Here is a 22,620-nt window from a genome sequence, read left to right on the forward strand (position 1 = left end):
CCGAATGATCGATAAATAGACATTTTGTTTAAAAATTATATTCCTTAAAACGAAAAAGGTAGGTCCACTGTTCTACCCGCTATAAAAATATTTTTCAAGTGAGAATCCAACTAAAAACTTTCGACAAACCCCTTCACGGGCACGTCCAACTGACTTCATCAAAGAGCGAAAGCAACAGAGCCTTGCTTATAAACGCACTTAGCGGTGGAAAATTGCAACTAAACAATTTGTCTGCCGCCAGAGATACTCAAACCATGATGAGATTACTTAGCAATAAGGATGCCAATGTATGGGATGTGCTCGATGCAGGAACGACCATGAGATTTTGCACGGCATACCTTGGCACTATGGGTAGCGGCCAGACCATCACGGGTACTGACCGTATGAAGCAGCGCCCCATCGGTTTGCTCGTAGATGCATTGAGAGATTTGGGTGCTGAAATTGAATACCTGGAAAATGAAGGGTACCCCCCACTTAAAATCAATAAGATAACAGAGCAGAAAACGATTGTGCTCAACATCCCTGGAAACATTAGCAGCCAGTTCATCAGTGCACTTTTGATGATTGGCCCTTCATTGCCCAATGGGCTTCAGATCAACCTGACAACCGAAGTGTTCAGTCGTCCTTATATTGAAATGACGCTTGGTCTAATGAAGAAATTTGGTGTTGATTCAGTTTGGATGGATGACACCATCACGATTCAGCCACAACCCTACCAGGGAGGAGCATATATGGTGGAAAGCGACTGGTCAGGGGCCAGCTATTGGTACTCTATGGCCGCCTTAAACCCTGATGCGGACATTACGCTTGGAGGACTTAAGTCTGATAGCCTTCAGGGTGATCAGGAGATTGCTACCATCATGGAAAAACTTGGTGTCAGTACAGTCTATGAAGACAACGGAGCCCACCTGAAAAGCAATGGTCGACTGGATGAAGTGATTGAAATCAATTTCAAAACCTGCCCAGACCTTGCTCAGACGGTAATGGTAACAGCTGCAGCTAAAGGTGCTACTTTAAAAATGACCGGGCTCGAAAGCCTTCGCATCAAAGAAACGGACAGAATCGCAGCAATGGCTGCAGAGCTTAAGAAGATTGGAGGATCCTTAACCGAGCCGGAAACCGGCCTGTGGGTGATGAGTCCGGGAACCTTACCTGCGTCTACTGAGCCTATTGAAACTTATGATGATCACCGTATGGCCATGGCCTTCGCACCACTGAACCAAGTGATGCCGTTGACCATCCTTGACCCGGAAGTAGTGAATAAATCTTATCCTGCATTCTGGGATGACATGAAGTCCATGGGAATGGAAATGGAGTAATTTGTCGCTAGGATTACTCCTTTACCACAGGAAAGCTCATGGTTATTGTCTTTCTTTAAAGGAGTGATTCAGGACAGTGATATTGCCATACTTTTTTTCAGTCGATCCGCACAAGCTGAGTCGACCTCCAAGCACTGGTTTAATAATAAGAATCAGGACACGAAGTTTGCGAATTACCTGGTTCAAAGAACTTATCGTCACCTAAAGACATCCGGGCTTCAGGTAATACACCTGAATGAGCATCAGCAAGTCGGCAAGACCTTTGGAGAGCGCATTACCAATGCTTTCGAATGCGTTTTCCAAAAAGGTTATCGCACAGTAATCTGTGTTGGTAATGATGCTTCTGCAATCGATCAGCTTAATTGGACACAAATCACTGCTTCACTCAAACAAGGAAATAATGTCATTGGGCCTGATCTTAGAAAGGGAGCCTATCTAATCGCCCTCCGGCAAGAACATTTTAATAGAGCTCAATTCGAAAACCTTTCCTGGCAGACAAGCGGGCTGCTAGCGCAACTTTCATCTCTTGGGCCGACAGCTTTCCTGAACAATCAAAAAGACCTGAACAACCAACAGGATGTATTGCAACTAAAAAAGATGCGATCAGCTATTAGGAAGTTTCTCTTCCGACTATTTGGAAAAGCTGAAACCTCGGACATCCCGAACATTCTGGTTCAGGTAATTCCTATTCAAAGCCTGAGCTTAAGGGCACCGCCATCCATCTACTGATTTCAGTCCGTATTTCAATTATTATTTAACATTTCCTGACATTTCGGAGTTAGGCAACCATTACTTTATATGAAAGAAACATACTACAATAGAGAAGATCTTAAAAAATTTGGCAACATAACTGAATGGCAGCAAGAACTCGGTGACAAGTTTTTCGATTATTACACCAGCGTATTCAAAGAGGGTGCCTTGAGTGCAAGGGAAAAATCACTCATAGCACTTGCCGTGGCTCATACTATCCAATGTCCTTACTGTATCGATGCTTATACATCGGATGGTCTCAAAAGAGGTATTGATGAGGAAGAAATGATGGAAGCGCTTCACGTGGCCGGAGCCATTCGTGGGGGTGCATCTCTGGTTCATGGTGTGCAAATGATGAACCAGGTGAAAGAAAAAGTAATGCAAGGTGGGTAACCCCTCCTCTTCAATCAAAAAAACAGATAAGATGTCTGAGGCAACCCTAAAACGCCAAAAACACCGACTTTCCTCCTCTGAAAGACAATTGGAAATATTGGACAATCACGAAGCCGTCGAAATCCCTGCTTTTCAGCAAAAAATGGAGAAAATCGACCTATTCCCATTAAGACCAAAAGGCATTGAAATTTTCCAGGTAAACGTGGGTAAGATGTGCAACCAAACCTGCAAGCATTGTCATGTCGATGCCGGTCCTGATCGGCAGGAAATCATGTCGAAAGAAACCATGCAGCAATGCCTGGACGCTCTAAGTCAAATAGATGCTGCCACTGTGGATCTTACAGGTGGTGCCCCTGAGATGAATCCCAACTTTCGGTGGTTTGTGGAAGAGATTTCTAAGCTGGGAAAAGGAATCATCGTTCGATGCAACCTGACCATTATTCTTTCCAATCCAAAATACCACGACCTTCCTGAGTTTTTCAAAAAACATAGAGTTAATGTAGTATCCTCTCTTCCTTATTTCAACGCACGCAGGACTGATGCGCAGCGCGGAGATGGTGTATTTGAAAAATCTATCAAAGCCCTTAAAATGCTCAATGCAATTGGGTATGGCATGCCAGACTCGGATTTAAAGCTGGATTTGGTGTACAACCCCTCTGGAGCGTTTTTACCTGGAGATCAAATAGAGCTTGAGAAACAGTTTAAACGCAAATTGCAACGGGGTTTTGAGGTAAAGTTCAACAACTTACTGACCATCACGAACCTTCCGGTTAGCAGATTTCTGGACTATCTGATCCAATCCGAAAATTATGAGGATTATATGAATGAACTTGTTAATGCATTTAACCCCGTTGCCGCAAAAGGAGTGATGTGTCGCAATACTTTAAGCATTGGCTGGGACGGACATTTGTATGATTGCGACTTCAATCAGATGCTTGAACTGAAGGTTGCCGGAGACTCGAAGCATATTTCAGAGTTTAACGAATTGACTCTGAGCAAGCGAAATATTAAAACAAGTCAGCACTGTTATGGTTGCACTGCCGGAGCGGGATCCAGTTGTGGAGGAGCAACCACTTAACTGTAATCAGCATTGTGGGTTTACAAAATCCATCGGTAAAAACTGATAACTGATAAACTGATAATGGAAAGATACCTAGACGTTACAAAAGACATTTATAAAGATGCTGCGGAGACTCCCAATGTAGGGCTTTGCTGTACCACGACACCAGTTTGGGCATTTCCCGGTCTGGAGGTCCCGAAGATAATGCAACAAATGAACTACGGATGCGGGAGCACCGTCAATCCAAGGGATTTGATCAATAACCCTAAAATTCTCTATGTCGGTGTTGGTGGGGGCATGGAATTACTGCAATTCAGCTACTTCAATAGACAAACAGGAGGAGTTATTGGAGTCGATGTCGTAGACGAAATGCTGGAAGCCAGTCGTAACAATTTCATAGAGGCAGAGCCACAAAACCCATGGTTCAAATCAAAATTTGTTGATCTGCGTAAAGGTGATGCCCTCAGCTTACCTGTCGAAGATAGCTCCATTGATGTGGCCGCACAAAATTGCCTGTTCAACATCTTTCACGAAGAGGACCTTAAAAAGGCCCTTGAAGAAATGTACCGTGTCCTAAAACCGCATGGCAGACTAGTTCTTTCTGACCCCATATGCGATCAGCCGATGCCTGATACATTGAAAAACGACGCGAAACTCAGGGGACTATGTCTGAGTGGGGCGATTCCATTGAAAGAATATGTCAAAATGATTACGGAGATTGGATTTGGAACGGTGGAGATCAGAGCCAAAAGACCCTATCGCATTTTGGATTCTGCACATTATGATACTGAGGAAAATCTTTTCATCGAAAGTGTGGAAGTATGCGCCATTAAGGATCCGATGCCAGAGGATGGTCCCTGTGTTTTCACTGGAAAAACGGCCATATATTTTGGGGATGAAGAATATTTCGACGATCACAAGGGCCATGTGCTAATGCCTAATCAACCCCTGGCAATATGTGATAAGACAGCCGGGAATTTGGCAGCGATGGGGAGGAAAGATATTTTCATATCGGAGAGTACATTCTTCTATGACGGAGGTGGTTGTTGCTGATTTTCAGGCAAGTATTTTTTATTAAAAGCAAATAATGTAGGTATTGATGAATAATAAACACCTACCTTTGCCCAGTCAATTAGTAATGTTGGAGTAACCTTTACTTAGATTATCTTACAAGGTTCTACTTAATTTTTTACCCCTCCCTTATTTAAGACTGGTCATCATAAACTTCCTTTTGGAATTCAAGCCGATTTCCTAACGTGCTTTTTTATCCTTCTGGTTGGCTTATCTGGCTATATTTTATTTTTTATACAATATCAATACAATGCAAGAAGGAACAGTAAAATTTTTTAACAACACTAAAGGATTCGGTTTTATCAAACCTGCAGATTCTGGTGATGACATCTTTGTTCACTCAAGTGGTCTTGTTGACGAAATTCAAGAGAACGACAGAGTGAAATTCGATGTAGAGAGAGGAAGAAAAGGAATGAATGCTGTCAACGTAGAGTTGATCGACTAATTCAGAAAATATTCTGATTCAAAATGAAGGCCGAGCAAATGCTCGGCCTTTTTTTATTCCCTCGTTTGAATCTTGGTTATATAAAGTCGTAAATTTATATATGGACCTATCACTAACACTCCAATCAATTCTGGACACAGCCAGAACTCCTCTCGAAGCACTTACAGATGAACAGGTCAAAACACCAAGATCTCCAGGAAAATGGAGTCCTATCCAAATCATCGGCCACCTGTGCGATTCGGCCATCAATAATGTAGGGCGCATCATCCACGCTCAAGAAACAGATGAACTCATCTTTGATGGATATTCTCAGGATTTTTGGGTGGAAGCCAATGACTACCAAAATGCAAACTGGTCTTCTATTCTTGAATTGTTCTTTCACCTAAATCATCGGATGTCCGAAATTGTGAAAAACATTCCGGAAGAAACCCTCAATCTTCCAAGAAAAAAGCACAACATCACTCCTCCATCCTACGCCTACTGGGAACCTTACGAATTACCTACTTTGGGTTTTTGGATCCGGGATTACATGGGGCATATGGAGCACCATCTAAAGCAAATTCTTCCTGACTATGAGCCTGTAGTTTGGAATCACTGACATTCGCTGAAATAAGCCTTTCTAGAAATTCCCAACAACTTGCTATCAGGTTAGTTTATAATCTGAAATGAAAATCTTATTGACCGGCGCTACCGGATACATAGGAAAAAGGCTGCTTCCTGTCTTGGTAAAGGAGGGGCATCAGGTAATCTGCTGCGTAAGGGATCGCTCCAGGTTTAATCCGGGCCCAACCCTATTGAATCAGGTCAAGGTGATAGAGATTGACTTGCTAGTACCAGAAACCCTGGAAGCAATTCCTAATGACATCGATGCTGCCTATTACCTGGTCCATTCAATGTCAGCTTCACGCCAATACGATCAGCTCGAACAACAGTCCGCGATTAACTTTCGGGGCAGGCTCAATGAAACATCAGCGAGACAGGTGATTTTCTTAAGTGGCATCACCAATGATCATCAACTTTCCAGGCATCTCAGTTCAAGACAAATGGTAGAGGCTGAATTGAGAAAAGGGGCATACTCTTTAACAACATTTCGTGCCGGTATCATCATTGGATCAGGTAGTGCTTCCTTTGAGATCATCAGAGACCTCGTGGAAAAGCTTCCGATTATGATCACTCCCAAATGGCTTAATACACGATGCCAACCCATAGGGATCAGAGATGTAGTTAAATACCTTATAAAAGGCTTGCTCAATGATGATTTTTATGATAAAAACTACGATATCGGTGGACCTGATATTTTGACGTATAAAGAAATGCTGCTGGGGTTCGCCCGCATCCGAGGACTCAAACGAACGATTATTACCATTCCGGTGATGACCCCTCGCCTTTCCTCCTATTGGCTCTATTTCGTTACATCCACCTCCTATCGACTTGCTGTAGCGCTGGTTGACAGCATGAAAGTAGAAGTCGTTTGTCAACCCAATGACCTCTCCGAAATCACCGAAATCACGCCCCTGAGCTATGAAGAGACACTTAAGGCCGCTTTTGACAAAATTGAGAATAGTGTAATCATTTCCAGTTGGAAAGATTCCCTGGTAAGCGGACACATGGGCACCCAATTCTCCGAATTCATAGCGGTTCCAAAGCATGGCTGTTTTGTTGATCAGCGATCCAAGACATGCTCCAATAAATCCTCGACCATTAATAAAATCTGGGGTATCGGCGGTTCCAATGGCTGGTACTATGCCAATTTTTTATGGAAGTTGCGAGGGGCGCTTGACAAAATGGTCGGAGGGGTGGGGCTACGTCGTGGACGAACCAACAAGCATCACCTAAACGCCGGAGATGCACTGGATTTTTGGAGGGTACTCTTTGCTGATAAAGACCATGGAAGATTGCTGTTGTTTGCCGAAATGAGGCTTCCCGGAGAGGCATGGTTGGAATTCAGGTTCCAAAACAACTTACTTACTCAAACAGCCACATTTAGGCCGAAAGGTCTCCTGGGAAGACTGTACTGGTATGCCGTGTACCCATTTCATGGATTAATTTTCAATGGCCTGATTACCTACCTGGTGAAAGATGGCAACTCAAATGAAGATAATAGCCGTATTTGGTAATTTGCCCACTAGCAAATACCGCAATATGAAGAAAATTGTACCAATCCTTATTCTCCTGATAGGTTGTTCATCTCCACAAACAGAACAATCCATAACCGGTAACACCTCATCCTTATTGGGTCAATGGTATGCAGAAGGCAACTCTCAAAATGTAAGCAGATGGTTCTCTTTTGAAGAGGATAGCACCTACCACACCTGGCTCAAGAATCAACTCAGGCCGGTGAAGCCAACGGGGACATTCATTATCACTGAAGAGGGTTTATTAGAATTAAAATTTGCTCCCAATGCTAAGGGTCGACTATTTCGATTGGATTCAGTTAGTGAAAATTATTTGGAGCTAGCCCTGAAAGATTCTGAGACAGAAAAGATTGTACTCATTCGAACCTCTGAATAATGTCAAAAGACAATACGCCTTTTTCAATGCTGACAATGCCTGAGATTAAGATTATCTCACTGATCTTAACTCGATCCGCTCCTTTTTCAATCCATTACCAGAGACAGTTAATTCAATATCGCCCACTTTTTGAGTGGACTGCACGAGTACTACAAGCTTGCCACTAAACGCCTTCATGGTTGGTTGGTGAAATACTTCTAATGACGTCGCATCCCCATTACATGCTGCCCGGTAGCTCCCCGCTCCTTTGACTTTGAAATTCAGTCTATTATCTGCCATTGGACAGGGATTACCATTTTTATCTACTATTGTAGCCGTGACATAACATAAATCTTCTCCATCCGCAGCAACAACCAATCTATCTGCTTCCAATTGTATGTGATGGGGCGTTCCGGAGGTAACGATACTTCTTTCGGCAGCTATATTACCCTGATCGCCGAAAGCCACTACTTTCACTCTACCCGGTTCGTACCTGACATCCTTCCACATAAGTCGGTACCTACTCTGCTTAGTAGAATCGTTTTTAGTTCTAACTCCGTGGCTCCTGCCATTAATAAATAGCTCTGCGGAGTTGTAGTTGGTATAAACGAAAACCGGGGTTATTTCCCCCTCTCTCCCCTTCCAGTTCCAATGAGGCAATATATGCAGGGTTTCATCCTCGGTGTTCCATCTGCTGCGATAGAGATAATACCTATCCTTTGGCAACCCGGCTAAATCACATATCCCAAAATAGGAGCTGCGAGAGGGCCAGAAATTATCGTAAGGAGTAGGTTCTCCAAGATAGTCAAAGCCTGTCCAGACAAATTCCCCGATCACCCAGGGCTTGTCATCCTGCATAACAAAATCATCTTCCGGCAGGTTGGACCAGTTGCAGTATTCCAGATCATATGAAGAACATTGCATATCTTCATACTGCTTCTCAGCACCCTTCTCAACCGGAAACTTGTAAACACCCCGGGAACTCACTGTAGAAGCTGTCTCGGATCCCAGTAATATTCCCTGAGGGAATTTATCATAGGCTTCCTCGTACAAATGAACACGATAGTTTAGCCCCGGAACATCCAAGATAGCTCCAAAACCACTCTCCATGACAGCCTTCACTCGGTCCATCCCCACAGTTACCGGACGAGTCGGATCTTCCCGATGAAATACATCCTGAATCCGCTTAGCCCGTTTTACACCCTCGCTTCCCCATTGATCGGGCACCTCATTTCCGGCGCTCCACATCACTATAGAAGGATGATTTTTGATGGCCTTCACTAGATTCACCACATCTTGCTCCATCCATTCATCGAAGTAAAGATTGTAACCATTTTTTACCTTGGGCTTTTTCCACTCATCAAAACTTTCTGCCAACATGAAAAATCCCATTTCATCACACAGCTCCACTTGCTCCAGCGATGGCATATTGTGAGCAGACCTAATGGCATTACAACCCATGTCCTTCAATATGGTCAATTGCCTCTTTAAGGCTGCACGATTAACTGCGGTTCCAATTGGACCAAGATCATGATGCAAACAAACACCCTTAAATTTTACAGTTTCACCGTTCAATTGGAAGCCCTTTTCGGAAGTGTAACTTATTGCTCTTATTCCGAACCTTACTTCTTCAGAGTCAACTAATTGATCATTTTCATAAAGTTTCAACTCCGCTGTGTAGAGATATGGGCTATCAGGGCTCCAAAGCTTCGGGTGCTTTACCTCCAGATTTTGCTCTATTTCATCGCCGAACCTTTCGCCGTAGTTTTTTTCAGTAACCACATTTCCATCAGCATCCTTTACTGTTGCCTTGATGGTCAGATTTTCACCCACAACAAGTGACCGGATATTTACCTTAGCAGCCTCTACTGAAATGAATGGAGTAGTAATCGTATGCCCCCAATGCTGGAAACTGGAAGCTTTTTTAATGATCAGCTGAACCTTTCGATACAATCCGGCACCCGGATACCATCTTGATGAAAACGGCAAGTTTTCCAATCGTACAGCTACGATGTTTTGCTCGTCGAGCTTCAAATATTCGGCTATATCAAAATAAAAATAGCTGTACCCATAGGCTCTGGATCCCACTTTTTGGCCATTAACAAATACCTCAGCATTGCTCATCGCTCCATCGAATGTCAGAAGTGCCTGATTACCCCTACTAAAACCAGAAACATCCAATACAGTTCTGTACCAGCCGACTCCGATAAATGGAAGTGAGCCTGTTCTTCCTGTCTTTTCAGTAGCCGCCTTTTCATTGTTCTGCTCTATGGCCACTACCTGCTTATCAATTTCCTTGTCAAATGGCCCGTAAATGGCCCAATCGTGTGGAACTTTTACTAACGCCCATTCCGAATCATCAAAAGCGATCTGATAAGCCTGTTCTGCATCTCCTTTCCAGAACTTCCAATCCTTTATCTCCCGGACAATCCTTTGAGAAAAGGCATTATTGCAGATAATTAACATTAAAACAACAAGCAGTCTTTGGGAGAGCATCATATTCGATTGGCATAAATCTTATTGTGGTAAAAATACCCAAACACATAACTTGCCTGGGACTCATTTTGATCAAATGAGGAGGGGACTTTCGGATGTTGAGATAAAATGAAGCATCCTTAAAGGGAAGATGATAGAATATTAAAACCCTATGCCTTAAACCTATTCCAGGCCCCGCCACCAGTCCCGGGTTATAGTTTCTTCTCCCAAAACAATGGGCTGACCAAGTATTGGGGTCACCAATTGGATGTCCTTACCCTCCAGAGCCTTTGCAACACGGTCTATGGAGTCGTCCCAATCATGAACAGCTAACCTGAAAGCACCCCAATGAATAGGAATCACTCGTCTGCCTTTAACATCCAAAGAAGCTTGTGCGGTTTCCTCAGGCATCATATGTATGTCTTTCCAAAGCAGATTATACTGACCACATTCCATGAGACAATAGTCAAACGGACCATATTGCTCCCCGATGTCCTTAAAACCCGAAAAATAGCCCGAGTCACCACTAAAGAAAATTTTGAAGGCCCCATCTATCACCCATCCTGCCCACAATGTACATTGCCTGTCTCCGACCCCACGTCCGGAAAAATGCTGCGCCGGCGTGCAGGAAAACTTGATATCTCCCAGATTCGTTTCTTCGCCCCAGTATAGCTCCTGAATTAAGTCCGGATCTACTCCCCACGACTCGAGGTGAGAACCTACTCCCAGTGGAACAATAAACTGTCTGGTCTTACCCATCAATTTTTTGATCGTTCCGTAATCCAAATGATCATAATGATCATGTGAAAGCAGTATCAAATCTATCTGCGGAAGTTCCTCAATATCAATGGGAAAAGTAGTATTAAAACGTTTGGCCACCAGGTAGGGTAATGGGGAAGGATAGTCTCCAAACATCGGGTCAATGAGAATATTCATCCCATTCATCCTAAGGTAAAAGGAAGAGTGCCCGAACCATACCAGTTGATCTTGCTTTTCCAGTTCGCTTAGTTGCGCTTCCTTCCATTTGATCATAGGAAGTGGTTCCTTTGGAATACCCCGGGGATTACCCTTAAGCATCATAGGGATCATCCTTTTATAATCATCCCAGGTAAAATCCTCTTTTATCGGCTCCAGATTTTTAAACCTGCCTTCGCTAAAATTTGCAAGCTCACTGAAACTTTCCAACCGTTTGCCTGATGGCTTTTTGCCGAAGGGCGGATAAAATTGAAGCATAAGCGTAATAATTAATACCAGGAATAGAATGATCCCCAGGAATCCAATCAAAATATTTCTGATAATACGTAAAAATTTCTTCATTTAATTCAACGAATATCCTACCTTAAAACAAGGTGCCGGACTCAGCTTGCCCTTTTGATGCAGGCACTTTTAGGTCTGTTCCAAATTCCGCATTAAAATGCTTAATGAAATGTGTTGAAAGTAACGGAGACGCCTTCTCAAGGTTTTGATGTACGAAAAAATAAAGTTTTTCAAGGCCCTGCTCTTTCCAAATCTTTATTCGCTCAATCCAATCATCCAGTCTAGTATAATCGCTACTGTGATTGGCCCCAACATACCGGACAAAAGCCACCGGACTCGTTAACCGCATGTGCAACAAATCTCTTCGACCTGCAGTATCCGTAATAATATTTGCCACTCCGTGATTCTCAAACGTGTGATATATCCATTCGGCCTCCCTTTGGTCATTAAACCAATCAGTATGGCGCATTTCTACAGCCAAAGGCAAATCTTTAGGCCACATTTCCAAAAAGGCTTCCACGCGTTCCCGGTTTTTTGGGGAGAAATTGTCATGTAGCTGGAGAAAGATCATTCCCAGTTGATCTCCAAAACTTCGGGTATTTTCACAGTACTCTTCCAGCGTTTTCTCCACATCAAGTAGTCGTTTAAAGTGACTAATGGTCTGATTTACTTTAGGAAAAAACACGAAGTCAGGACCCGTCTTATCTTTCCACTTTTCAATCTGTTCAGGACCATACATGCTGTAGAAGGTCGCATTGAGTTCAATGGAATTGAATTGAGAAGCATAATAGGCCAGTTCATCTTTGGTGCCTCTTGGATAAAACCCTTTTAAATCTTGCTTGTTCCACTTTGCGCAGCCCACATAAAAATACCGAAGACCTCCTCCTCCCTTTTGATACAGTACTACGGCAGTATCCGGATGGTCAGCCGGAAGGGTAAAATCTACCAGGCTGGGATCATCAACTTTTCCAAACTTCATTGGGTCTACATTTGATTTATCAAATTCAATTTAAACCAATTAACCTTTTGAATGGTCTTTGTGTTATGAAGCAGATGCTCATCCCCCTTCTTTTTATTATCATCCTTTACAGTTGCAGCGAGGAACCTGACCCTCATAACTGCCCTACAGATATCGTATGTACTAAGATTTTTGCGATGGTGACCACACAGGTTAAGGATCAAGCTGGCTCTAATGTTGAATTGGACAGTGCCCTGGTTACTAACATGAGTACCGACAAAACACGTCACTCAGAATATCATGACCTAGGAGGAACTTACTCCTATTATGTGATAGCAACCGATTCGGATAAAGATGAGATTGCTTTTGAAGGAACAACTTTTCTGTTTGAAGGTTGGATAAAAGGCCAACAGGTTCTGGAAACCACTTTTGTTGTTGGCTAAGACTGCTGCCATATCAATAAAATCACGGGAGACGGTGAAATTATTTTGAATTAGCATTTTTTAGTGCTAAATTTTAGATAACGGAACATTCGTCCACTCTTTTTATTCGCTCGTCGAATAAAGTATTGGCCAAATCCCGTTTCCCTCCAGTTTTAGACTCTATTTACGGCTCGTAGGTCTTTAACCAGCACTGTAAGTCGGAACTGTGAGGAATGTGAGATGGCCCGTGCTGGACCACCTCACTCCTTAACAGTTATATCTTAATTAAATATCAAACCTCCCGGTAACAGGCCTGTCTCAAACTCGTCTAACAGCGTACCATTCGTTTCATACCTGTAAACCGAACCATTTTGGACGTAATCACTGGCATCAGCTACGTAGATCGTTCCGTCACCGGATACTCCAATGCCGTAAAAGCTGGTCACACTGGTAAATGCCGTTTGCGGAGCTGACTGTGCATCTACCTGAAGTACATATATACTACCACTATTGTGGTAATAGATTTCATCTCCCGCCGGGCTTATCGCAATTTTACCTGAGATATTCGCTCCTAGCTCTATTGACTTCTTTACTTGAAGGGTTGTTGGGTCAATTTCATAAAAAGCACCGTCATTAGCAGGATCCCAGTTTTGATCGTAACCTCCGGCACATACTATCCAAATATCTCCATCCTGATCAACGACCATCTGTCCGGGAGAACTACCAACAGATATCGTATCAGTAACCTCTTCGGTAGATAAAGAAACGACAAAAACATTAGCTGAGCCATTGTTTGACACGAATAGCTGATCTCCATTTTTCAATACTCCTTCTGGCTGGTAATCCATCGCAATAGTATTTGTAACCTCACCAGAAGTCAGATCAAACACAGAAAGCTTACCTTTTTCCGCATAGCTTACTGTTTCGGTTACATACCCTTTACTTCCGGATGTTGTCAAATATCTTGGCTGCTGTACACCGCTTAAAATGTACTTTTCTGAAAGCTGATTATCCAAATCCAGTGCTATCACTTTATTACTGTTATTGACCACAAGAAATAACAAATTGTCATTGATATGACCGGATTGAAGCACGTCTCCGAGGTCCTGCCCCGACGCATTATTGTACTGTGCACTGTAAACTTTTTTGCTGACTGGTTCAAAATAAGAGAGGGAGGCATTGGCTGATCCAAAATTTCCTTCATTCAGGACAAACACACCTCCATCAAAGCTCTTTGGCATTGATGGGTCGTTCTCTTCCTCTGAACACGATATCCAGACAAAAGCCAACGCAATCATTAATAACTGATTTAGACTTCGTTTCATAGTTAATTTATAGTTTGAATAATACATTTATTGAATAATTCCGACCGGGCATAGCCAGGTTGTTATAGTTTTCATAGTCCTCATTGAGCACATTTTTCACCTGCGTTCCAAGGGTTATCTGATGCTCTCCTAATTCGATTTCATAATTCAGTATCAGGTTAAACACTGCAAAAGGTTCCACTGAATCCCGCATCTCATTATTGAGTGTTGTAAACCGTCTGCCGGTATACACTCCATCCGCACCAAAAATCCAATGAGCAACGGCCAATTGGTAAGAAACACTTCCTGAGTGTAGCGGTACATAAATGAGTTGATTTCCAACATTGGTCCCTGACCTGTTTTGAGACTCGTTCAGACTATAACTTCCGATAAGCCTGTGATTTACCATTAGCCCCTTGTAAGTCCAGGCAACCTGAGATTCTAGTCCCCTAACCCTAACATCTCGGAGGTTTTGGGGTGTTGAAATCCCCCCCAGTGGCACCCAATAAATCCAATCCTCACTCCAGATGCCAAATCCCGTCGCAGAGGCCGTAAGTTTAGAGCTAGAATAATCCCATTCTGCTGCTAAACCTGCATCCAGAGAAATGCTTGTCTCAGATCGCAGGTCAGGTTTGCCTCCCGGTCTCCAGTAAAGTTGATTTAAAGTCGGATACCTGAAACCATAAGAAGCACTCTGATAAGTCTTCAACTGAAAATGCTCCTTGACAATGAGTTGAATTTCATTTCCCAGGGAAGGAGTAAAAGGAATACGACCTTTATAAATGGATTGTCGCAAGTTCAAGCTGGTCTCCCAAAAGGTTGACCATCGCGTATTTAGGGAAGTAAAGAAAGCCCCCTGAACGTCATGAACCTCACCTGCATAATTGCTGGAATGTGCTTCAAAATAGTTTAGGTTCCCGCCTGCTCTAACTTCAATATCATCAGACAGACCCCACGAATAGATACTTAAAGCGGAAAGCTGCCTGCTTGTGGTTCTAAGCGAATCATTAAATAGCGTGCTATTGCTCAAATAGGATACCGTATTATTCCAGCATTCTGACTTGCGGTGAGAATTATGGACGAGCGCTATACGAGCATTTTCTGTTTCAATCGTATTTCGTGTAGAAAGGCTGCTTTTATTGGGTTGTATCTCCCGATCATTGAAGGTATACATACCATCAAGTAGGAACTTGTGACTTCTAACCTTATAACCAACTTTTTGCTGAAGTCCGTAATTGCTATTAGAAGCGTTTGTCTGAACGTGCTTTTCACCCTGATAATTGAAGCTGAAGTTATTTTTTAACCTATCCCAGTAGGCATTTGTAGATGCATAAAAATTGCCCTCCTCATAATTGGTCTTGATCCCAGTAAATTGTCTACCGAAACTACCTAATTCCAATCCAACAGAGAGCGGACTGGATTCATTCGTATTGGAGATGTCAGTATCCAGGAGTATTGTTCCGCCTATAGCCCCACTCCCATAAAGTGCTCCCCCACTTCCCGGCTGCACAGCTAAGTCCTCTAAAAACCAACCCGGCCATTGTGAAAAGTCCATTTCACCCAGCGTGGGATAGTTAGAAGGGATGCCATGCCATAGCACAGCAGTATGACCAGCAGTAGTTCCCCGAAAGGCGATAGAACTCAACTGTCCATTTCCATAAGTTTTGAAGTAGATAGACGGCTCTCCTGTAAGAATACCATCAAGAGATTGCGGCTCATCAGCTAACTGAACAGACCTGACTCCTGTACCCGTAGTAAACGGCCGATACCACGAGCCACTTACCTCGACAGCATCGAGATAGGTCGTATCAGTTTGCGCCAAAAGCACACCATATCCAAGACCAAAGGTCAATAGTAAAACAAATCTCATCAGACTCAGAATCAATTATTCCAATCAATTCCAAAGCCCACGGATCAACCTAGTAACAATGAGAAACAATATGTCTTTCACCATCCTACGCTTTCACCCGAAGCTCAGAATAAAACAATTGATTTTGGCAGGTCTCCTGGCTCTTCCATGTGCACCGCCTTCCCGTCCCTAATGACAGTGGCAAGATGTGATACACATACAGTTCGGAATTACAGTTGCGGGGACAGCCCTCGATTTTCACGAGATTCCCTTTTAATCTCATCAGCATGGGTAGCTGGTGAGAACCATAATCAAGACAAAATTAGAAATTATTTTTTCACGGGAACTGCTACCACCTCTTTTTTATCTTCAGATAAATAGATGGCCAGGAAGTAGGTTCCAAATACCAGCGCAGTGTAGAACAAATCTCCCATGATTGTCTGTCTGAAAAATGGAATAGCTAGCACATAGCATTCAATGAGTCCGGTAATATTAAGGGTATACATACCTGAAAACAGCCATACACCCAGGTTGGAGATCAGGTAGAATGACCCTGATGCCATTAACGCTTTTCCAGCTAGTTTCAGAACTGTGCCCATTCTGGTCTGTGAGGTTCCCCAGTTCCATCGGCCAATCATCATGGTAAGAACCCATGCGCCATAAACCAAAACCATTACACCCGGAGAATAGAACCCAATGAACAGGTCAGAAATAAATACCGCTGCTAAAGGCACTATGGCCGACCAATAAGAACGAAAATAGAATCCGCTAAACAATGCTACCGCCGCCAAAGCCGTAAAATTAGGAGTATGCAATCCCACACGTGAAAATACCGCTACGAAAACCAGCAGCGCTCCTAAAAGAATGTCTTTAAAATACTTATTCATATTCTTAATTTTTATTGCAAGGTGTATCACCGTCAGTGTAGTACCAATTCACGACATCTCCGTCCTTCAGTTCCATTATATCTACTCCCTTATTTGCCTTTTTACTGTTAAGGCAATAGATCCAGTAATATGGCTTCTCATTTCTCACCGTATCAAAGCCAACAATTAAATGCCCCATGCCTTCATACAATGTATCCGACACATTGATTCCGGCCTCACTGGCATCTAAGGAAACCAGAACATCATAAAGAGACTTATCTGAATCCAAAGAGAGACTATCAAACGTCAACTCCTCTTCACCAAAATTAACCACTATTGTTGCATATCCACCTGCAACATCTTCTTTACTTTCCTCCTTACTACCTGACGAGGAACAGGAAGAAAACATCAGTAAGCCTAAAAAGAATACAGGAAGTATCGATTTAATCATAGCACAAAGAAAGAGCATAATTACCTTTATGAAAAGAGAATCTCTAAGGAGTATGAGGTGTTTCGAGTTTTACAACCATGGATTAAGCAACGAAAACTGACTCAACTTCATCTATCAGCTATGAATCACAACCTTTTTCTCCCACTTTTACTTCTAATCCTATCCTTTCAGCAGCTACCCGCTCAGGAAAAGGCTCAGATCAAAGGAAAGCTTATTGATGCAGAATCAAAAGAGCCACTGGCCTATGCCACCATTGGATTTGACCAGGTTCCTATCGGTACGGTGTCTAATCAGGACGGTCTATTTCAATTTCAATTTCCTGATTCACTTCTTGGCCACCCCATCACGATTAGCTCCATGGGCTATGAAAGCCGTACTTTTTCTGACACACGTGATGATGGCTACTACCTCATTAAATTGCCCCCTGCCATTCGCCAACTGGATGAAGTGGTTGTTCGGCCATTAACCCCTCAGGCCTACATCAAAAAAGCAGTCAACAATTTTGACAATACATTGCCTCAGGACTCATACGGATCAAGGTCTTACTACAGGGAGTTACTGAGAGAAAATGGAGCTTATGTAAGCTATACGGAGGGAGTGTTTAAATCGTATTATCCCGCCTATAGGGATACTTCCAAAAATCAGCACCAGCTCCTACTTTACAGAAAGGAGGAAAATCCAAAGCGCATCGAGTTCATGCGCAAGAAAATAGATAAGGAAAAACGCAAAGAACAAAAAAAGGCTGAAAGAAAAGGAGAAGAGTTTGAAGACCCTGAGGTGGCTTTGGTAGAATCCACATTTGGAGGACCTAATGACATCTTTAGCCTGGCCATTAATCATCATCGACTTCCAAGTTTTCTGGACAGCACGAAATTCAAACTCTACCGATATTCCTTCGATGAGTCCGTGCAATACAATAATAAGGAATTGTTGAACATCCGATTCAAAGCCAAAAATCCGGTCGAACACCAGCTTTCTACCGGAAATATCTATATCGATTTGAGCACCAATGCCGTCTCGCTGATCACACTGGAATCTGAACTTGTAATTCCTGCCCTTATCAAACCATTGCTTTTCCTTTACGGCCTAAGCATCAACGATATCGACCGTCAAATCCAAACCCGCTATCAGTATGTCAATGGAAGATGGTTTCCTGAGTACTTCTATTTCTATCTCGAAGCCGACATGAAAAAGCGTCACCTGTTTGATGAGAATGAAAAAAGTCACTTTGAAATGGAGATACTGATCAAATTAAATGAAATTCAATTTAGTGAAGTCAGCGAGATACCTGAGGATAAAAGGTTTAAACCAGGAGAGAAATTAAGTGAGCAAGTCTTTAATAATGAAGGATTAAGCTGGGAAGAGATTAATACGGTTATCCAATAAACAGTGGAGCCCGACGAATAAATCGTCGGGCTCCTTTGATGGGCTTTTGTCACTTAACCTAACCTATTCTGAATACTTATCAATAACCCATCAAGACTCTGTCTAACTTGAACCTATCAACTATGAAAAAATCAACTACTTCTATTCATTGAGTGACCAATCATAAGTGTAGTAATCCACTTTAGATCGTTCATTTATTTTATCCTTTCGGTACTGGTTAATAAACGAGATTACTGACCCTTTTGATTTGATAAAATCATCTTTGTACCAGTTAAAAATCTCGGATACCTGCACCTTTCCAGTATTAACACGAATAAACCAATTGAGGTTCAATACATAACTAGTTCTTTCTGTAAGCATTTTTTCGAGGGAAGAAGGTATATATCCAAAATCTGCCAACGGCGGACATCCTTTTGCCGCACAGACCAAAACGAAATGCAGTCTCGGATCAGGAAATCTCGAATAAAGCAAATCCTTTTCCAGCTGATCAAGGGTCACCTCCTGGCCCATTACCCCATGTTTAAAGTCGGAGAAAAACCCATCAATAGTCAGTGGGCCTGAAACCGGATACCTGTCAACCACTTGTTTAATCACCAGAATATTATAAGCATTGATGTAAAATGCCTTAAGATAATCCTGAGTCACTCGCTTATTGGAAATGTCATGATCGCGAATTTCCCGAACAAGATCATTCAGCATTTTCGGTTCTCGTTTCAAAAGCTGATAGTTCACCTGACCGTCATCAACATATTTTGTGAAAAACACATCCGCCTGCTCAAAAAACGACTGAGCCGGGGAAATGGTAACGCTCAACATAAAACCTACAATGAACAGCCACTTCATATATTTTTTTTGTACGTTTAACATAAGTTCATAAGACTCAATTTACGAAAATAGCTTGGCCATGGATTGTCAATTGATTGACAATAATGATTCAAATAATTAACGCCAATAAGCGTACCAAAGATCTCTGGCTAACTTTTCGTTTCATAATTCTCCAATGAAGCACATTGTCATTCTAGGTAATGGAATAGCCGGGATCACGGCAGCTCGTCATATCAGAAAGCTGTCTGACCATAAAATCACGGTGATTTCCGGTGAGTCCGAACATTTTTTCTCCCGCACCGCGCTCATGTATATCTACATGGGACACATGAAATATGAACACACCAAACCCTATGAGGACTGGTTCTGGAGAAAAAATAACATTGACCTGAAAATGGGTTGGGTGGAGCAGGTTGACTTTGATCGTCGCGAACTTCAATTCAACAATGGTGAAGCGATCAATTATGATCAACTAATTCTTGCCACGGGCTCAAACTCAAATAAGTTTGGCTGGAAAGGGCAGGATTTAAAAGGAGTACAGGGATTGTACTCCCTGCAAGATCTTGAACTGATGGAACAAAATACCCAAAATATTGAACGGGCAGTGATTGTGGGAGGTGGCCTCATTGGTGTGGAAATGGCCGAAATGCTTCACTCAAGGAACATTCCGGTGACCTATTTGATACGAGAATCGCATTTCTGGGATATCGTCCTCCCCGATGAAGAAGCCAGCATGATTGACAGGCACCTAAGAGAACATCATATCGATCTCAGAACAAATACAGAGTTGCTGGAAATCATTGATGACGGTGAAGGAAAAGTCAAAGCAGTTAAAACTAATGATAACGAAACCATACCCTGTCAGTTTGTTGGGTTGACCGTGGGCGTTCATCCTAACATCAACCTTTTTAAATATTCTACCCTGGAAATAGACAAAGGAATCTTGGTGGATGAGCTCCTAAAAACAAACCTTCCGGATGTCTATGCTATCGGGGACTGTGCGCAATTAAAGAGTCCATCGCAATACCGAAAGAGTATCGAAGCAGTTTGGTATGTCGGTAGAAAAATGGGTGAAACGGTGGCGAAAACAATCTGTGGCACTCCAACTGTTTATAATCCGGGTGTATGGTTCAACTCAGCTAAGTTTTTTGATATTGAGTACCAAACCTATGGCTCCGTTCCTCCATACCACTCATCTTCGTTTTACTGGGAACATGCAGATGGAAAAAAAGCCATGAGAATTGTTTTTAACGAAAATTATGAGGTTGAAGGAGTCAACTTTATGGGTCTTCGTCAACGACATGAAGTCTGGGATAGATGGATCCGCGACGGAAAAACCTTGCAATATGTCATGGAACACCTGACGGACGCCCATTTCGATCCCGAATTGTTTCGAAGGCATGAACAGGAAATTCAATCAAAATATAATGGCGCGTTCCCTGATCATCAGGTCACCATCCGCAAGAAGGGCTTCTTAGAAAAAATACTGAACTGATGAAAAATCTTGGATTGACTTTCTTTCTAGTAGGCCTGGGACTCTTTTTGAGCCTGTTCTTCATGTCAGATTATCAACTTAGCAATGAGGACTTCAAATCAATTGTCAAACAAGAGCATCAGGAAAGCTTGCTTCCTGAAATAGCGAACATTCTTGAAAAGCCATTTAGCAATGCCATTTCATTTGCAAATGCCATTGACCATGCTGTCAATACGGTTAATGAACAGATGCGTGCTACACAGCAATGGGATCAGGTAATCTATGATAACTACACCGCCTCATTAACGAGGGCCGCAACCAAAGGAATCATTACTGAACACCCCACAACTTTGTTCTTACTCATCTTCGGACTGGTCATCGGTGGAGGAGTAATTTTTAGTTTAGCTGGTAAGAACAGTCCTCCAGGGATCAAAAACAATGGGATTTTCTTTAATGCACTTAATAACCGTGGCTGGATAGGTATACTGGTGGGCACAATCCTCATCGCTTTTTACATCCTTTTGTACTTCTATGATGCCCACATTATGAACTGGATCATACTGGTCGATCCGCTTCAAAAATGGATCAATCCCAGTGCTACTTCTAGCCAGTGGTTCCTATATGGATTTCTTTATACCATCGCTGTCACCGTCATGGGCGTGAGATTCATTATGAAGTATCGTCACAGCAAATACCAGATAGTCAGAACTATTTCGGTCATGTTTTTTCAACTGGCGTTGGCGTTTCTTCTGCCCGAAATACTCGTCCGTCTGAATCAGCCCTATTTTGATTTTAAAAACATGTGGCCGCTGGACTATGATTTCTTTGACGCCTGGCACATCAACATGCTCACTTCCGCTGGAGGTATTGGCATCTTTATGTTTGCCTGGGGGATCACCCTTTTCATGGTAGGCGTACCGGTGCTGGTATATTTCTTCGGCAAAAGATGGTACTGTTCCTGGGTCTGCGGTTGTGGTGGCCTCGCAGAGACTGCGGGCGACCCATTTAGACAATTATCAGATAAGTCCCTGCGAGCCTGGAAAATAGAACGCTACCTCATTCATGGCGTGCTTGTTTTCGCCATCGTGATGACAGGAGCCGTACTTTACAACTTCATATCTTCTACGAACACCATTTTTGGTCTGGATACCTATACCTACTTACGAAAGCCATATGGCTTTATGATCGGCTCGATTTTTAGCGGAGTCGTTGGAACCGGGTTTTATCCTTTGATGGGGAACCGGGTATGGTGCCGTTTTGGCTGCCCATTAGCGGCTTACCTGGGATTTATTCAAAGATTCAAATCCAGGTTTAGAATCACGACGAATGGAGGCCAGTGTATTTCCTGTGGAAACTGTTCCACCTACTGTGAAATGGGCATCGATGTAAGGTGGTATGCCCAGCGCGGACAAAATATCATACGATCATCATGTGTTGGTTGCGGGGTTTGTAGCTCGGTTTGCCCTCGGGGGGTGCTCAATCTGGAAAACAGGGATGAAGAAGGGCGGTTTGTGAAAAACTCTTTTATAGAGTAGCCATCTTTTTCACAGGACATTGAATTGCACCCGATTCTCTAAAATTAAAAAAGGCCAGTATAGAGGTACACTGGCCAGTAACAAGTACAATATGAAGAGGAGAAAGCTACTACCCTAACTCCTTTCAATTGCAAAGAAAGTCGAAATACATTTTCCACAAATAGTTACGGGGAAATAAACCACGTAAATACCCATAATTAGGTATGTTTTTTCATTTATCTCCGTGATTTTCCACCAAACACTGAAAAAAACCGTTTATATCTTGACACTGTACTTACTTAATTATTATT

Annotated in this window: 21 protein-coding genes and 1 riboswitch; of the genes, 13 read left to right on the top strand and 8 right to left on the bottom strand. The window is 42.7% G+C overall.

Annotated features, from left to right (window positions below; translation table 11 throughout):
- The first annotated feature begins 98 nt into the window (after window positions 1-98).
- The 9 genes from NXR94_RS06545 (at window position 99) to NXR94_RS06585 (ending at window position 7,549) form a co-directional block, all read left to right on the top strand.
- The gene (locus NXR94_RS06545) at window positions 99-1,319 is read left to right on the top strand and encodes a 3-phosphoshikimate 1-carboxyvinyltransferase (protein ID WP_258103797.1); all 1,221 of its coding nucleotides are present in this window, start codon (window positions 99-101) and stop codon (window positions 1,317-1,319) included.
- Between the two features lie 45 nt (window positions 1,320-1,364).
- Complete coding sequence (locus NXR94_RS06550) at window positions 1,365-2,048, top strand: DUF2064 domain-containing protein (RefSeq protein ID WP_258103798.1); 684 nt, start codon at window positions 1,365-1,367, stop codon at window positions 2,046-2,048.
- Window positions 2,049-2,117: 69 nt separating this feature from the next.
- Complete coding sequence (locus tag NXR94_RS06555) at window positions 2,118-2,462, top strand: arsenosugar biosynthesis-associated peroxidase-like protein (protein ID WP_258103799.1); 345 nt, start codon at window positions 2,118-2,120, stop codon at window positions 2,460-2,462.
- A gap of 31 nt (window positions 2,463-2,493) precedes the next feature.
- Window positions 2,494-3,540 carry an arsenosugar biosynthesis radical SAM (seleno)protein ArsS gene (arsS, locus tag NXR94_RS06560; RefSeq protein ID WP_258103800.1) on the top strand — a complete coding sequence of 349 codons (1,047 nt, stop codon included), beginning with the start codon at window positions 2,494-2,496 and terminating at the stop codon, window positions 3,538-3,540.
- A gap of 63 nt (window positions 3,541-3,603) precedes the next feature.
- Window positions 3,604-4,575, top strand: a complete 972-nt coding sequence (gene arsM, locus NXR94_RS06565) for an arsenosugar biosynthesis arsenite methyltransferase ArsM (RefSeq protein ID WP_258103801.1) — start codon at window positions 3,604-3,606, stop codon at window positions 4,573-4,575.
- A 268-nt stretch (window positions 4,576-4,843) separates the two neighbouring features.
- Window positions 4,844-5,038, top strand: coding sequence for a cold-shock protein (locus NXR94_RS06570; protein ID WP_258103802.1), 195 nt, complete (start codon window positions 4,844-4,846; stop codon window positions 5,036-5,038).
- Window positions 5,039-5,138: 100 nt separating this feature from the next.
- A complete protein-coding gene (locus NXR94_RS06575; RefSeq protein ID WP_258103803.1) occupies window positions 5,139-5,636 on the top strand; it encodes a DinB family protein in 498 nt (165 codons plus the stop codon).
- A 67-nt stretch (window positions 5,637-5,703) separates the two neighbouring features.
- Window positions 5,704-7,155, top strand: coding sequence for an SDR family oxidoreductase (locus tag NXR94_RS06580; protein ID WP_258103804.1), 1,452 nt, complete (start codon window positions 5,704-5,706; stop codon window positions 7,153-7,155).
- A gap of 25 nt (window positions 7,156-7,180) precedes the next feature.
- Window positions 7,181-7,549, top strand: coding sequence for a hypothetical protein (locus NXR94_RS06585; protein ID WP_258103805.1), 369 nt, complete (start codon window positions 7,181-7,183; stop codon window positions 7,547-7,549).
- A gap of 51 nt (window positions 7,550-7,600) precedes the next feature.
- Here NXR94_RS06585 and NXR94_RS06590 read toward each other — a convergent pair whose 3' ends face one another.
- The 3 genes from NXR94_RS06590 to NXR94_RS06600 form a co-directional block, all read right to left on the bottom strand.
- A complete protein-coding gene (locus tag NXR94_RS06590; RefSeq protein WP_258103806.1) occupies window positions 7,601-9,994 on the bottom strand; it encodes a glycoside hydrolase family 2 TIM barrel-domain containing protein in 2,394 nt (797 codons plus the stop codon).
- A 192-nt stretch (window positions 9,995-10,186) separates the two neighbouring features.
- Window positions 10,187-11,320: an MBL fold metallo-hydrolase gene (locus tag NXR94_RS06595; protein WP_258103807.1), complete on the bottom strand. Its 1,134-nt coding sequence runs from the start codon at window positions 11,318-11,320 to the stop codon at window positions 10,187-10,189.
- Between the two features lie 22 nt (window positions 11,321-11,342).
- Window positions 11,343-12,239: a DUF72 domain-containing protein gene (locus NXR94_RS06600; protein WP_258103808.1), complete on the bottom strand. Its 897-nt coding sequence runs from the start codon at window positions 12,237-12,239 to the stop codon at window positions 11,343-11,345.
- A gap of 65 nt (window positions 12,240-12,304) precedes the next feature.
- On the opposite strand from NXR94_RS06600, the gene NXR94_RS06605 reads away from it, so the two are divergent.
- On the top strand, window positions 12,305-12,661 hold the full coding sequence (locus NXR94_RS06605; protein ID WP_258103809.1) for a hypothetical protein: 357 nt from the start codon (window positions 12,305-12,307) through the stop codon (window positions 12,659-12,661).
- Window positions 12,662-12,921: 260 nt separating this feature from the next.
- On the opposite strand, the gene NXR94_RS06610 is transcribed toward NXR94_RS06605, so the two are convergent.
- From NXR94_RS06610 to NXR94_RS06625, 4 genes are all read right to left on the bottom strand, one after another.
- On the bottom strand, window positions 12,922-13,965 hold the full coding sequence (locus NXR94_RS06610) for a YncE family protein (RefSeq protein WP_258103810.1): 1,044 nt from the start codon (window positions 13,963-13,965) through the stop codon (window positions 12,922-12,924).
- Between the two features lie 7 nt (window positions 13,966-13,972).
- On the bottom strand, window positions 13,973-15,814 hold the full coding sequence (locus NXR94_RS06615) for a TonB-dependent siderophore receptor (RefSeq protein WP_258103811.1): 1,842 nt from the start codon (window positions 15,812-15,814) through the stop codon (window positions 13,973-13,975).
- Window positions 15,815-15,922: 108 nt separating this feature from the next.
- Window positions 15,923-16,118: riboswitch (cobalamin riboswitch) on the bottom strand.
- A 4-nt stretch (window positions 16,119-16,122) separates the two neighbouring features.
- Entirely contained in the window at window positions 16,123-16,680 is a 558-nt protein-coding gene (locus NXR94_RS06620) for a DUF6580 family putative transport protein (protein ID WP_258103812.1), read from the bottom strand.
- Window positions 16,681-16,684: 4 nt separating this feature from the next.
- Complete coding sequence (locus NXR94_RS06625) at window positions 16,685-17,110, bottom strand: DUF4430 domain-containing protein (protein ID WP_258103813.1); 426 nt, start codon at window positions 17,108-17,110, stop codon at window positions 16,685-16,687.
- A 120-nt stretch (window positions 17,111-17,230) separates the two neighbouring features.
- On the opposite strand from NXR94_RS06625, the gene NXR94_RS06630 reads away from it, so the two are divergent.
- Complete coding sequence (locus tag NXR94_RS06630; protein WP_258103814.1) at window positions 17,231-18,496, top strand: carboxypeptidase-like regulatory domain-containing protein; 1,266 nt, start codon at window positions 17,231-17,233, stop codon at window positions 18,494-18,496.
- Between the two features lie 141 nt (window positions 18,497-18,637).
- Here the strand turns inward: NXR94_RS06630 and NXR94_RS06635 are convergent, their stop codons facing one another.
- On the bottom strand, window positions 18,638-19,339 hold the full coding sequence (locus NXR94_RS06635) for a DUF547 domain-containing protein (protein WP_258103815.1): 702 nt from the start codon (window positions 19,337-19,339) through the stop codon (window positions 18,638-18,640).
- A gap of 157 nt (window positions 19,340-19,496) precedes the next feature.
- On the opposite strand from NXR94_RS06635, the gene NXR94_RS06640 reads away from it, so the two are divergent.
- A complete protein-coding gene (locus tag NXR94_RS06640; protein ID WP_258103816.1) occupies window positions 19,497-20,816 on the top strand; it encodes an NAD(P)/FAD-dependent oxidoreductase in 1,320 nt (439 codons plus the stop codon).
- Window positions 20,816-22,330 carry a 4Fe-4S binding protein gene (locus NXR94_RS06645; RefSeq protein WP_258103817.1) on the top strand — a complete coding sequence of 505 codons (1,515 nt, stop codon included), beginning with the start codon at window positions 20,816-20,818 and terminating at the stop codon, window positions 22,328-22,330. The genes NXR94_RS06640 and NXR94_RS06645 overlap by 1 nt, the downstream gene beginning before the upstream one ends.
- Window positions 22,331-22,620 lie beyond the last annotated feature (290 nt).

The sequence above is a fragment of the Marinoscillum sp. MHG1-6 genome (genome assembly GCF_024714475.1).
Lineage (GTDB): Bacteria > Bacteroidota > Bacteroidia > Cytophagales > Cyclobacteriaceae > JAMZMI01.

Coding starts and splice junctions, on each gene's coding strand:
- NXR94_RS06555 (WP_258103799.1), top strand. CDS start 2,118: ATGAAAGAAACATACTACAATAGAGAAGATCTTAAAAAATTTGGCAAC.
- arsS (WP_258103800.1), top strand. CDS start 2,494: ATGTCTGAGGCAACCCTAAAACGCCAAAAACACCGACTTTCCTCCTCT.
- arsM (WP_258103801.1), top strand. CDS start 3,604: ATGGAAAGATACCTAGACGTTACAAAAGACATTTATAAAGATGCTGCG.
- NXR94_RS06570 (WP_258103802.1), top strand. CDS start 4,844: ATGCAAGAAGGAACAGTAAAATTTTTTAACAACACTAAAGGATTCGGT.
- NXR94_RS06575 (WP_258103803.1), top strand. CDS start 5,139: ATGGACCTATCACTAACACTCCAATCAATTCTGGACACAGCCAGAACT.
- NXR94_RS06580 (WP_258103804.1), top strand. CDS start 5,704: ATGAAAATCTTATTGACCGGCGCTACCGGATACATAGGAAAAAGGCTG.
- NXR94_RS06585 (WP_258103805.1), top strand. CDS start 7,181: ATGAAGAAAATTGTACCAATCCTTATTCTCCTGATAGGTTGTTCATCT.
- NXR94_RS06590 (WP_258103806.1), bottom strand. CDS start 9,994: ATGTTAATTATCTGCAATAATGCCTTTTCTCAAAGGATTGTCCGGGAG.
- NXR94_RS06595 (WP_258103807.1), bottom strand. CDS start 11,320: ATGAAGAAATTTTTACGTATTATCAGAAATATTTTGATTGGATTCCTG.
- NXR94_RS06600 (WP_258103808.1), bottom strand. CDS start 12,239: ATGAAGTTTGGAAAAGTTGATGATCCCAGCCTGGTAGATTTTACCCTT.
- NXR94_RS06605 (WP_258103809.1), top strand. CDS start 12,305: ATGAAGCAGATGCTCATCCCCCTTCTTTTTATTATCATCCTTTACAGT.
- NXR94_RS06610 (WP_258103810.1), bottom strand. CDS start 13,965: ATGAAACGAAGTCTAAATCAGTTATTAATGATTGCGTTGGCTTTTGTC.
- NXR94_RS06615 (WP_258103811.1), bottom strand. CDS start 15,814: ATGAGATTTGTTTTACTATTGACCTTTGGTCTTGGATATGGTGTGCTT.
- NXR94_RS06620 (WP_258103812.1), bottom strand. CDS start 16,680: ATGAATAAGTATTTTAAAGACATTCTTTTAGGAGCGCTGCTGGTTTTC.
- NXR94_RS06625 (WP_258103813.1), bottom strand. CDS start 17,110: ATGATTAAATCGATACTTCCTGTATTCTTTTTAGGCTTACTGATGTTT.
- NXR94_RS06630 (WP_258103814.1), top strand. CDS start 17,231: ATGAATCACAACCTTTTTCTCCCACTTTTACTTCTAATCCTATCCTTT.
- NXR94_RS06635 (WP_258103815.1), bottom strand. CDS start 19,339: ATGAAGTGGCTGTTCATTGTAGGTTTTATGTTGAGCGTTACCATTTCC.
- NXR94_RS06640 (WP_258103816.1), top strand. CDS start 19,497: ATGAAGCACATTGTCATTCTAGGTAATGGAATAGCCGGGATCACGGCA.
- NXR94_RS06645 (WP_258103817.1), top strand. CDS start 20,816: ATGAAAAATCTTGGATTGACTTTCTTTCTAGTAGGCCTGGGACTCTTT.